Genomic DNA, 13,150 nt, shown 5'->3' on the forward strand with positions numbered 1-13,150 from the left:
GAGTAGGTAGTGCCCGGGTCTTGTTAACTTAATACCTAATTATTTAACCTCTCCGAATATGGAGAGGTTTTTTGTTTGTTTGTTTAATTTTTGTAATTTTTTGTTACTTTTCTTATTTTATAAGTGTGATAAAATTGATTTAGAGATTTTAAATTGGGAGTGTTGAATATTATGCTTGAATTGAGAAATATTTCATATGAAGTTTCTGGTAAGAAGATTTTAAATAATATTTCTATGAAATTTATTTCAGGGCGTAAATATGCAATTTTAGGAACAAATGGTGCTGGTAAAAGCACGATAGGTTATGTTATGATGGGACTTGATGGTTATAAACCTACTTCAGGTCAAATTTTTTTGGATGGTAATGATATTACCGATTTTAATGTTTTTGAACGTGCTAAAGCTGGATTAACTTTGATGTGGCAAGAGCCTGCAAGATATGATGGACTTACCATATATACTTATCTTACTCTTGGTGGAAAGTTGGATGTTACAAAAGATGAGGTTGAAGAAGCCCTCGAAAAGGTTGGGCTTTCTCCAAAGATTTATTTGAATCGTTTTGTTGATAAAAGTCTTAGTGGTGGAGAAAGAAAAAGAGTTGAGCTTGCTTCAATTATTTTGTTAAAACCAAAATTTGTTATTTTGGATGAACCCGATTCTGGTATCGACCTTATGAGTCTTGATATGATAAATCAAGTTATAGATTTTATTGCTGATTATGGTGGAACACCTATTGTAATTACTCACAGAGAAGAAATGGCTTACAATACTGAAGAAGCTTATTTGTTATGTGCTGGAAAGATTTTATCAAGCGGTGAAACAAAGCAAGTTATCCAGATTTTCAAAAATATTTGCGATGCTTGTGATCATCCAAATTCGCCTGTTAGTAAGGAGTTGAAAATCGATGGACGTTAAAAGAGAATATGAAACTATTGTCAAAGCCGTTGAAAAACTTGGAACTGATGCTTCAAAATTTTTGGATAAAAGAATAGCTTCAATAATAATTAGTGGTGATAAAGTTTTAGGATTAAATAATGTTGAAGGTATAAAACTTGTTCCTACTCAAATTGAAAATGGTGTACAAGTTGATATGGAAATTTTAGAAAACGCACATATTCCACGTCCTATACATGTTTGTACGGGTTATGTTGAAAAAAAAGGATTTCAAAAGGTTATTTTTAACATTAAAGTTAGAAAGGGAGCTAGAGTAAAATTTCTTGCCCATTGTGTTTTTCCACAGGCAGAAGAATTTGAACACAACGCTATTTCAAATGTTCTAGTTGAAGAAGGCGCTTATATGGAATATGAAGATGAACATTATCATAGTGATAAAGGAACGATTAAGCTTATAACAAAAACAAATGCGATTGTAAAAGAAGGTGGAGTGTATAAAAATGTTTTCTCTCTTACCAAAACAAGGGTAGGAAAATTAGATATAGTCATGGACTTAACACTTGAAAAACAAGCTGTTGGAGAGTTATTTTCAAAGATTAAAGCAAGTAAAACTGATGAGGTAAATATAAATGAAATTTTAAGGTTAGATGGAGAACATTCAAGGGGAATTGCTAAAACTGTTGTAGTAGCGTTAGATAGTTCTAAAGCAAAAGTTTTAAATGAAGCATATGGAAGCGCACCGTATTCAAAAGGACATATTTCGTGTGAAGAAATAACAAAAGGTTCAAATGTAGATGTTTCTACAATCCCAGTTTTAAAAATTGACAACGATTTATCTGAATTGACTCATGAAGCCTCAATTGGAAGGGTGAACCAAAAACAACTTGAAATGTTAATGGCCAAAGGTCTAACTGAAGATGAGGCAACGGAATTAATAATAAAAGGTCTTTTACATTAGAATTTGTATTAAAAAACATGACCTACGGTAATCGCAGGTCATGTTTTTTCTTAATTTTTAATGATTATGGAATTTTTCTTTGACTTGATATTCTTTGTCTTCTATCTTGTTTTCAAGGAATGTATTAATTAAATCTTTTACGCTTCCGCTTGCTCCTCTTATAACTTTAATTCCTAATTGTTCAAAAAATGAAATAGCTCTTTGGCCAATTCCTCTAACAATTATTACATTAACCCCTTTTGAGTGTAGAAAATTAGGAACATCTCCTGGGCCGTGCTCTTCAAGCGGATTATTTTCAATTCTTAACTCATCTTTTTCTGTGTCATAGAATGCAAAAAATGGTGAATGACCAAAGTGTTCCGAAATTTGTGAATTTTCTCCGTTGTTTTCAGTAACTGGTATTGCAATAATCATTATTTTCACCTCCTATAATTATTTACCATTGTTAATTTTATAACAATATTTATATATGTCAATATCTTTATTTAGTAATTTTATTTAGTAATTCTTTTTTATATTTGAAAAGCTAATTCCATCAATTATGTTGTGAATTATTATAGGATAAATGAGACTTTTAGAAAAATCAAGAGAAAAACCTAAAATGATTGATATAATAAATCTTGTAGGTAATAAATTGAAGAATAATTTCCAAGATTCATTTTTGGTTAAAACATTTAATAAATGAAATAAGGCAAATAATAGACTTGATAATAATATTGCTGTTGTAGATGAATATTTTAATTTTAAATAACTTTGAATTAATCCCCTAAATAAAAATTCTTCAGTAGGACCTACTAAAATCCAGAAATAAATTACCTGCCATTTGCTTTTAAAGTAAAGATATCTAAAATTGTAAATTTTTTCACTTTTTGAGGTTATGTATGCGATAATGAATAAAGGAATTCCTATAAATGTAAGAATTAACAATCCTTTTTTTGTATCTCCAAAACTAATTCCCATATCAGCCAATTTAAGATTTAATACTCTTGCTGAAAGTATGGAGTATAATATAGTTAAGATAGCAAACATTGAATGTAATTTAAATGGATCGGATATTCTTACTGCTTTTACAAATATTTTTGAAAGTAAAATGTAAAAGAGTAATATTAATATTGAAATAATTATATGCAAAATTATCACCTCAAAACTATTATATATCAAATAAAGCAAGGAGGCATTTTATGTTAACACTTTTAAAAAATTTAAAGATCTTTACACCATATTATATTGGAAAAAAAGATATTCTAATAGCAAATGGAAAGATAGAATTAATTGAGGAGAATTTAGTAGTACCATTTAGTAAAGTTTTGGATTTAAATGGAAAGATTGCAGTCCCAGGTTTTATAGATGCTCATGTTCATATTATAGGCGGAGGTGGGGAGGGGGGTTTTCAAACAAGAACACCTGAAATAACTATAGAGGAACTTGTTGATTCTGGTATAACAACAGTTATTGGATGTCTTGGTACAGATGATGTTACAAGAAGTATGGAAGATTTATATGCAAAATCAAAACAACTTGAGGAAGTTGGTATAACAAGTTTTATTTATACTGGTTCATATAGTGTGCCAGTAAAGACAATTACGGGAGATATTAAGAAAGATTTAGTACTCATAGACAAGGTAATAGGAGTAGGAGAGGTAGCGATATCTGACCATAGATCTTCTCAACCTACACTTGAAGAGATTAAAAGAATAGTTGCTCAAGCTAGAGTTGGAGGTTTAATATCTAAAAAGGCAGGCGTTGTAAATTTCCATGTTGGAAATGGAAAAAACGGTATAGATTATTTGTTTGAAATAGTAGAAAATACAGAAATACCTATTTACCATATGTATCCAACTCATATGGGGAGAAACAAAGATCTATTTTATATGGGAATAGAATTTGCCAAGAAAGGTGGATTTATAGATCTGACAGCTTCTGAAAGTGTAGTGGATTATTTAGAGATTTCAATTAATGAAGGAATAATTGATAATTTAACTATGACTTCTGATGGGCATGGAAGTTTGCCAAAGTTTGATGAAAATGGTAGTTTAATAAAGATTGATGTTGCCAGCACAACCGTGTTGTTTGAAAGTGTAAAAAAAGCTGTTGAAAGAGGGTTAAAATTTGAAGAGGTAATAAAAACTATAACGATAAACCCTGCAAAGGTTTTAAAATTAAATTCTAAAGGTAGAATAGAAATGGAAACTGATGCGGATATCATTGTTTTGGATGAAAATTTAAATATTGAGAAAGTAATAGCAAGAGGTAAGTTATTGAAGGAGGTGCAGAGTTAATGTTTGATATGAATGAATATACGGAAAATGGGCAAAGAATCCTTATGGCCGTTTCTGATATTTTGACGAGATACAAACAAAATCAGATGTCATCTGAACATATTTTACTTTCTATATTGGAAGATGATGAAAATGCAGCAAAGGATATTTTAAAACATTTAAAAGTTGATATTATAGAGCTAAAAAGAGAATTGGAGTCATTTATTTCAAGGTATGGTGTTAAAACAAATGCACCGACAGGTCAGATATTTATAACCCCGGAAGCAAGGCATGTTCTTGAAGAGGCAAAAAAAGAAGCAAAAAGAATGGGCGATGAAAAGATTGGATCGGATCATTTATTACTTGCAATGACATTGATTCCGGAAAGCATGACATTTAGAATTTTATCAAGGTATGGAGTAACACAAGATAAAATTTATCAAGCAATAAAAGAATTGAGGACATCTGGAGTAACATCAGAGGATGAAAATGTAGATGTTTTAACAAAGTTTACAGAAGACTTAACTGAACTTGCAAGAAAAAATAAATTACTTCCAGTTATTGGTAGAGATAATGAAATTTTCAGAGTAATGGAAATATTGGGAAGAAAATTAAAGAACAATCCAGTTATAATAGGTGATCCAGGGGTTGGTAAAACTGCAATTGTTGAAGGGCTTGCACAAAAAATTGTTGAAGAAAAGGTTCCAGACTTTTTGAAAAATAAAAAAATTTTAAAACTTGATCTTGCAAGAGTAATAGCTGGAACAAAATTCAGGGGAGAGTTTGAGGAAAGATTAAAGAAGATAATTGATATTATTAAAAAATCACCTGATGTAATTTTATTTATTGACGAAATCCATACAGTAGTAGGTGCCGGTGCAAGTGAAGGTTCAGTTGATGCAGCAAATATTTTAAAACCTGAACTTGCAAGAGGAGAACTCAGATGTATAGGGGCGACAACTGTTGAAGAATATAGAAGGTATATAGAAAAAGATAAAGCACTTGAAAGAAGATTTCAACCTATATACGTAACTGAACCGAGTATAGAAGAGACAATAGAGATTTTAAAGGGATTAAAAAAATCATTTGAAGAATTTCACAATGTTAAGATCACTGATAAAGCAATAGAATATGCTGCCAAACTTGCTGCAAGATATATTACGGAGAGATTCCTACCTGATAAAGCAGTAGATTTGCTTGATGAATCGGCATCGAGAATAAAAATTTTGGGTAAAAAAGAAGTGACCGAAGAAGATATTGCAAAAACTGTAGAAATGTGGACAAAAATACCAGTTGGAAAGATGCTTGAGGGCGAAAAAGAGAAATTGAAGAATCTAGAGAAAATAATACACGAAAAATTTGTTGATCAAGAGGAAGCAGTAAAAGTTGTTTCAAGTGCAATAAGGATGTCGAGAACTGGGATAAGAAACTTAAAGAGACCTGCAGGTGTATTTTTATTTTTGGGTCCAACTGGGGTAGGTAAAACCGAACTTGCAAAGAGACTTTCAGAGATATTATTTGGATCAAGTCAGAGCTTAATTAGAATTGATATGAGTGAATATATGGAAAAGCATTCAGTTGCAAGACTTATAGGTGCACCTCCAGGATATGTTGGACATGAGCAAGGTGGGCAATTAACAGAAGCGGTGAGAAGAAGACCGTACAGTGTAATATTATTTGATGAAATTGAGAAGGCAAATCCAGAAATCTTTAATGTTCTTTTACAGGTGTTTGATGATGGAAGGCTTACTGATGGAAAAGGTAACACAGTAGATTTTAGAAATACAATAATAATTATGACAAGTAACCTTGCAAGTGAAGAAATTGTTAAAGCAATAGAGCAAAATAGAGAGAATGAAATTTCTACAACTGTAGAAAAAATAGTTAAAAGCAAACTTAAACCAGAGTTTTTAAACAGACTTGATGCTATAGTAATTTTTAAACCTTTGAAAAAAGAAGATGTCAAAAAAATTGTGGATATATATTTGGAGGAATTAAATGAAAGGTTAAAAGAAAAGAACATAAAGGTGATTCTTGAAGAATCTGTAAAAGATTATTTAGCAGAGGTTGGGTATATTCCTTCAATGGGAGCAAGACCTCTTAGAAGGTTATTTGAAAATACAATTGAGTTCACTATTTCAAATCTCATTATTGATGAAAAATTAGATGAAGGAAATACAATTACATTTAAAAATACTGAAAATGGTATAACTTATGATATAATATAATATTGGAAACTGTTCCAAAGTGAAAGAAATTTCAGAAGAGTTTTATAGTAAAATTATTATTGTAATACTTTTAATAAAGGAGGGGAAAGTGTATGAAAAAGCTTTTAGTAGCTTTATTAATGGTAGTTATGGTTTTTAGCGTTTTTGCTGTAAAAATTACTATTTGGACTTCAGAAGCACAAGCTCCAATTTTGACAAAACTTGCTGATGAATTCAAATCAATTTATGGTATTGATGTAGAAGTTGTGCAGGTTAATTTTAACGATATAAAATCTAAATTTTTAACAGCAGCACCAGCAGGTGAGGGTGCAGATATTATTGTTGGTGCACATGACTGGGTTGGAGAACTTGCAGCAAATGGTCTTCTTGAACCAATTCCTGTTCTTCCAGAAAAAGATCAATACTTACCAACACCTCTTCAAGCATTTACCTACAATGGAAAATTGTATGGTATTCCATATGCATTTGATGGACCAGCTTTAATTTACAACAAGGATTATGTTGAAGAGCCACCAAAAACATTCGATGAGCTTATAAAACTTGCAAAGCAAATTCAAGATGAATATGAAGGTGAAGTAAGGGGATTTGTATACGACTTTAAAAACTTCTATTTCAGCAGTTATGCAATTTTTGGATTTGGTGGATACGTATTTGGTGAAAAAGATGGAAAAGTAAATGTAAAAGATGTAGGTCTTGCAAATGAAGGAGCAGTAAAAGGTTTAAAGCTTTTAAAGAAACTTGTTGATGAGGGTCTTCTTGAATCAGGTGACAACTACAATGTCATGGACAACTTATTCAAAGACGGACAAGCAGCAATGATTATTAATGGACCATGGGCTGTTCCTGGATGGAAAGAAGCAGGTATAGACTTTGGTGTTGCACCAATTCCTGATCTAGAAGACGGTGTTAAACCAAAACCATTCTTTGGTGCACAAGGTTTCATGGTTAATGCAAAATCACCAAATAAACTTTATGCTATTGAATTTTTGACAAAATTCATTGCAACTAAAGATGTAATGTACAGAATTTACCTTGCAGACCCAAGAGTTCCTTCAAGAAAAGATATTCTTCCAATGGTTGATGATGTAACAAGAGCATTTGCAGAATTCCTTGGAAACTATGGTCTTCCAATGCCAAATGTTCCTGAAATGGCTGGTGTATGGGGAGCAATGGGTGATGCACTTTCAAAAGCTCTTGACCAAGGTGTTCCAGTCGAACAAGCATTAAAAGAAGCAGTAGATACTATATTGGCAGGAATTAAATAATTTGAAAACTGAATAAAATTCGGGGGGAGTATATTCCCCCCGTTTTTATCGGGAGGAGATGTAATGGCAAAGTTCTGGAAATTAATTGGCTATTTGTTATTAGCATTGTTTAATGCTTTTTCAATTTGGGGAGCATTATTTTTATTTTCAAGAGGTTTTTATGAGCTTTCTATAACATTTTTTGTTTTGATCATTTTAATAGATTATTTTGTGTTAAATAGCAGGGCATATCCTTACAGGTACATGATACCTGCGGTAATTTTATTGTTTATCCTGGTTTTATATCCAATAGCATTTACCATAAAGACTGCATTTACTAATTATGGAACAGGGCATATTATGACTCGACAGGAAGTTTTGGATAGATTACTTACAGATCCAGTTTATACATACGTACCTGATAACGCAAAAAGTTATGATTACCAGATTTTTGTAAGATATAATGGTATAGATGCAACTGAAGATTTTAAAATGATAGTTGTGAATGAAAATGGAGAAAAATACATTGTTGGAAATATAAAACCTGTTAGAATGCAAGCAGGGAAAATGATACTTGGAGAAGCTGAATTAATAGATATGGAAAAGGTTCAAACTATTACGGAAAATGGAAAGTTAATTGCAATAGTTGAAGATGGTAAAACGTATAATTATTTTTATTCACCAAGTGATAAAGAGACCGCTATTAATGAAGTTTTCTTTAAATCAAAAATAGCATTTCCTATTTTAAGTAAGGTAGAAATAGTTGATAATCAAAGAAATAGATTATCACTTAGGTTCAGCAGTGATGGAAGTTTAAAACTTGTTCAAATAAAGCATCTTTATAGATTGGCACTCTCTGAAGTTGTTGAAAATGGAAAGACTGTTGTAAAGACTACTCTTGTAAATGATAGAACCAATAAGCCATTATTGGAAGAAGAAGGAATGTTTTATGACTTTGATGAAAAAGGTGAAAAGGTTCCAGTTCTTGGATATATTTCATATGTAGGCTCAAAGAATTTTACAAAGATATTTACAGATCCAACTGTTTCTGGACCATTTACAAAGATATTCTTGTGGAATTTTACATATGCAGCACTTAGTGTGTTATTTACTTTTGTAATTGGTCTTTCATTTGCACTTGTTTTGAACAATAACACACTGCGTGGAAGAACTATATATAGAACCTTATTAATTATTCCGTGGGCAATTCCAGCGTTTATTTCTGTTCTTATATGGAAAAATGGATTTTTCAATGAAACATATGGGGTATTTAATAGATTTATTGTTACCAACTTGTTTAACGGAGATCCAGTTAAGTGGATGACAAATCCATTCTGGGCAAAAGTTGCTGTTTTAATAGTTAATACCTGGCTTGGATTTCCATACATGATGACGGTTAGTTTAGGAGCTCTCCAGAGTATTCCTGATGAACTTTATGAGGCTGCATCTATAGATGGTGCATCAAAGTCAAAAAGGTTCTGGAAAATAACATTTCCATTATTGATGACAACAATTGCGCCACTTCTTGTAGGAAGCTTTGCATTTAATTTCAATAATTTTGTAAATATTTATCTTTTAACAGCAGGCGGTCCTGCTATTCCAAATACAACAACACCAGCAGGTGCAACTGATATATTGATTTCTTATACGTATAAACTTGCGTTTGAAGCGGGACGTGGGCAGGACTTTGGTTTTGCAAGTGCAATATCAATATTGATTTTCTTCATAGTTGCGGGTATAAGTTTTGTTAACTTTAGAATATCAGGCTCCTTCGAAGAGGTGAATAGATAATGGTTGTAAGAAAAAGAAATTGGCTAACACATGCAATTTTAATAATTTTAATAGTTGCAATACTGTTTCCTGTAGTATGGGTTGTGTCTACATCACTAAGGCGAGATAATGCAGCTTTTTCATCAAAATTGTTTTCATCAAGGATGAGTCTTCAAAACTATAAAGATTTGTTATTTCCCGAAGACAATGTTTTGAGACTTTTAAGTGACATAGAGTCAATTACAACTAATTCAAGACCTTATGATGAAAAGCCAGTCGAATTTTTGGTTGAAAAGTTTGATAAAGATATAGAAGCTTTAAAGGCATATTCAAAAGAGTCGAAAGAATTAATAAGTGTAGTAGATAATGAGTATGAAACAATAAAAAATTATTTGTCTGAAAATTCAGATAAATTAATTCAAACAGTTGTTGAGCAAGTAAATAAACTAATTGAAAAGATAAATATTGAAGAGCTTGATGATAACCAATCTATTGGTGTTGCGATAATATCTTTGCTGGAAGAAAGAAAGATAAAAGAGAAAGATGTTCTAGAATTAGGCTTAGGGTTTGACTATAAAGATTATGAAGATGTGTATGTAGAAGAGCTAAAAACAAAACTTGATAATATTGAAAGTCTAAAAAGACAATTGCAAGAAGATCAAGCAAAATTAAATCAAATAAAGAAAGATCTTGATTTTTATCAAGAGGACTACACAAGACTTTCTTTAATAATTGATAACTCAATTATTCCACAGTTTGAAAGTTTTAATAAAACCCTGCAGGTTGCATATGATTTACTAAATAATCCATCAAATCAGATAAAAGCATTTGTTTCAGAAAAAGATGCTGTTGAAAAATTTGAGCAAGTCTACAACATAGTAAAAGATATGGTAGAAATGAATTTAAGCAAAGAAAGAAAAGCAGTTATAGACAAAATGTATGAGAATATGACAAAGGTAAAGACGTTATGGGATAATTTTACATTGAAAAATTCTGCAAATTATGCTGATTTTATTTCATTAATTAACCAGTTTAATTTAAAAGCGCTTAAACAGGTTAGAGAATCATATAACTTGTTAAAAAACTTTGCTGAAATTGAAAGAGAATATTTAAAACTTTCAAATGAGTATATACTTTTTGCCAACAAAATCGACAGCAAAAATCAAGACTTAGAAGAACTTAATAGAGAATATTTAAATGTAGAAGGAAAATATTTACCAGCGAAAGCATATATCATGTCTTTGCTATTAAAAGGGGATATTGAAAGCTTTATAAATAAAGTTGAAAAATATACCTTACCAAAGGATATCAATAAATTGTATCTTTCAGTAAAGATCCTTTCAAGAAAAGTAAATGACTTTTTAAGCTATGTAGACGATGATGGCTTGAAGAAAGATGTAAGATCTAGTATTAGAAAACTTGATTGGGTTGCAACCTTGAATGATTTTAGGAAAAAGTATGAGAAATTTGCAAAAGATGTAAAGGAATTTATCGATGAGTTTGATAAATATGTTAGCTCTATAGAAAGTACGGGAAAAGCTGCAATCTACTCATCAAAAAATGGGGTTAAGGTCAGAATAGCGGCACTTCTTCAATTGTTTACAAAAGTTCAATCAGAATATCCTGCAAATATTGCATCAAGTATGAGTATAGCTTCAAAAGCGGCAGCTGATCTTGTTGACCAATTTCCTGTAAACGACCTTGATAAATCATTTAAAAATGTTGATAAAAAACTGTTTAGATTTGACCAAATTTGGAAACAGAAGCAAAAGTATTATCTTTGGAGATGGATCTTTAATAGTGTTATAGTTGCGGGCGTTGTTGCAATAATTACTACAATTGTAAATGCACTTGCAGCATATCCGTTTAGTAGAATGAGATTTAGGGGAAGAAAATATGGAATAATGTCACTTCTTTTAATTCAGATGTTCCCAGCTATTATGTACATGATTGCTTTGTACGGATTTTTAAGCTTTATTGGAAGATATATTCCTTCAATAGGGCTCAATACATTAGGCGGACTTATATTTGTGTATCTTGGAAATATTGCATTTAATATGTATCTGATCAAAGGATTCTATGATACAATTCCAAGTTCTCTTGAAGAAGCTGCAATGATTGATGGTGCAACAAGGTGGCAAACATTCTGGAGAATAGTAATTCCACTTGCATCTCCTATTCTTTCGGTTGTAGTTATTCTAACGTTCATGGGTACATTTAACGAATTTGTTCTTGCAAAGATTATTCTCCAAGATGTCGAAAAGTATACATATGCAGTTGGACTTTGGACATTCTCCAGCGGGCCATTTGAAACTGAGTGGGGTCTATTTTCAGCAGCTGCACTTGTTGGAATGCTTCCAATGGTTATATTGTTTCTTTCAATGCAAAAATATCTTGTTGGTGGTCTGACCAAAGGTTCCGTTAAAGGTTAATACTTATTATAAAATAGAGTATTTGAAAAAGTCCTCGGATGTTGTACAATATAATATCCGAGGACTTTTTTCTAGGGAGGGATTATGTGGACAAGCCAATATATGAAAAAAGTATTGTTTCATTTATTAATGTACTTTTGAAGCATTTTAAAGTTGAAACAAAGTATAGATTCAATGAAATGGAAGATATTATTCTTCCACAAATAGTTGGAAAGGAAAAAATAGTAGTAATTATCTTGGATAGTTTAGGGTACAAAAAATTCAAGGAATTAAATGTTGAATTTGAGAAAAGCATAAAGTTAAGTAGTGTTTTTCCAACAACAACTGTGGCTGCAGTTACCAGCTTACTTACTGCGATGCCTCCTCAAGAACATGGGCTTTTAGGATATATTCAGTTTATACGTGAAATTGGAAGTATCATGAATATGATAGATTTTAGCTATCCAGGATTGCCAGATAGCAGTTTTGAAACTATTGTAAAGAAAAAGATAAAAAGGTTGCCGAATGTATTTCAAAGGTTAAAGAAGGAAGGTTATTTTGGAGGAATACTAACTTCACATGATATTGTAAATTCTGGCTTGTCATTTCTAATTCAAAAGGATGCAAACATATTTTCTTACTATTCAACTATTGATATGTTTGCAAATTTACAAAAGCTACTTGAAAGTGATTTTAAAGGACTTCTTTACGTTTATTATGGAGTGTTAGATGGTATAGGTCACAAAAAAGGACCTGATAGTATATCTTATGAAAGAGAAGCAAAATTTCTGCTTGAGGAGATAAAAAAATTGAAATATGACAAAAAGACGCAGATTTTTGTTGTAGCAGATCATGGAATGGTTACAACTCCTAGAGAAAAGAACGTATTTTTAGGAGAAGAGCTATTAAAATATTTAAAGTTTCCTCCAACTGGAGAAATGCGCATGATGTATTTTTACACTAAAGAAAAAAAAGACAAAGAATTAATTGATTATTTAAATGATAGATACAGCAAAAGATTTGAAATATATCCTTCAAAACAACTTTTGAGCGAAGGATATTTTGGATTTGGTGATATAAATCCTGAGACAGAGAATAGGATTGGAGATTATGTGCTTCTAGCTAAAGATAACTATTCTTTTACATATACATATACTGGAAGAGAGCAAAAGCTTTTGGGAATGCATGGATCACTTACATATGAAGAATTGTATGTTCCACTTATTTTTGTATAAATTTTTTCAAAGCAATATAATTAATAAAATCCCATTCTTGAATAGCCAAGGATGGGATTATTTTTTCATATAAAGATTTATTCAAAATTTTATTGATTCTCAATTGCGATTGAAAAATTATAAAATATTAAGAATATGTTAAATATTTATTT

The 13,150-nt window shown here is 31.1% G+C and carries 10 protein-coding genes; 8 read left to right on the top strand and 2 right to left on the bottom strand.

Annotated features, from left to right (window positions below):
- Nucleotides 1-171: 171 nt before the first annotated feature.
- Complete coding sequence (locus tag EO083_RS08840; protein WP_126993938.1) at nt 172-915, top strand: ATP-binding cassette domain-containing protein; 744 nt, start codon at nt 172-174, stop codon at nt 913-915.
- A complete protein-coding gene (locus EO083_RS08845) occupies nt 905-1,852 on the top strand; it encodes a SufB/SufD family protein (RefSeq protein WP_126993939.1) in 948 nt (315 codons plus the stop codon). The genes EO083_RS08840 and EO083_RS08845 overlap by 11 nt, the downstream gene beginning before the upstream one ends.
- Nucleotides 1,853-1,909: 57 nt before the next feature.
- Here the strand turns inward: EO083_RS08845 and EO083_RS08850 are convergent, their stop codons facing one another.
- Nucleotides 1,910-2,266: a NifB/NifX family molybdenum-iron cluster-binding protein gene (locus tag EO083_RS08850; RefSeq protein ID WP_126993941.1), complete on the bottom strand. Its 357-nt coding sequence runs from the start codon at nt 2,264-2,266 to the stop codon at nt 1,910-1,912.
- Between the two features lie 84 nt (nt 2,267-2,350).
- Nucleotides 2,351-2,983: a CPBP family intramembrane glutamic endopeptidase gene (locus EO083_RS08855; protein ID WP_126993943.1), complete on the bottom strand. Its 633-nt coding sequence runs from the start codon at nt 2,981-2,983 to the stop codon at nt 2,351-2,353.
- Between the two features lie 50 nt (nt 2,984-3,033).
- On the opposite strand from EO083_RS08855, the gene iadA reads away from it, so the two are divergent.
- From iadA to EO083_RS08885, 6 genes are all read left to right on the top strand, one after another.
- On the top strand, nt 3,034-4,131 hold the full coding sequence (gene iadA / locus EO083_RS08860; protein WP_126993945.1) for a beta-aspartyl-peptidase: 1,098 nt from the start codon (nt 3,034-3,036) through the stop codon (nt 4,129-4,131).
- Nucleotides 4,131-6,338 carry an ATP-dependent Clp protease ATP-binding subunit gene (locus EO083_RS08865; protein WP_126993946.1) on the top strand — a complete coding sequence of 736 codons (2,208 nt, stop codon included), beginning with the start codon at nt 4,131-4,133 and terminating at the stop codon, nt 6,336-6,338. Before iadA ends, EO083_RS08865 begins: the two co-directional genes overlap by 1 nt.
- Before the next feature lie 92 nt (nt 6,339-6,430).
- Complete coding sequence (locus tag EO083_RS08870; protein ID WP_126993948.1) at nt 6,431-7,603, top strand: sugar ABC transporter substrate-binding protein; 1,173 nt, start codon at nt 6,431-6,433, stop codon at nt 7,601-7,603.
- Between the two features lie 63 nt (nt 7,604-7,666).
- Nucleotides 7,667-9,373 carry an ABC transporter permease subunit gene (locus EO083_RS08875; protein ID WP_126993950.1) on the top strand — a complete coding sequence of 569 codons (1,707 nt, stop codon included), beginning with the start codon at nt 7,667-7,669 and terminating at the stop codon, nt 9,371-9,373.
- Entirely contained in the window at nt 9,373-11,784 is a 2,412-nt protein-coding gene (locus EO083_RS08880) for an ABC transporter permease subunit (RefSeq protein WP_126993952.1), read from the top strand. Before EO083_RS08875 ends, EO083_RS08880 begins: the two co-directional genes overlap by 1 nt.
- Before the next feature lie 86 nt (nt 11,785-11,870).
- Nucleotides 11,871-12,998, top strand: a complete 1,128-nt coding sequence (locus tag EO083_RS08885) for an alkaline phosphatase family protein (protein WP_164723712.1) — start codon at nt 11,871-11,873, stop codon at nt 12,996-12,998.
- Nucleotides 12,999-13,150: the final 152 nt, after the last annotated feature.

It is taken from the genome of Thermosipho globiformans, from assembly GCF_003990895.1.
Classification (GTDB): Bacteria; Thermotogota; Thermotogae; order Thermotogales; family Fervidobacteriaceae; genus Thermosipho; species Thermosipho japonicus.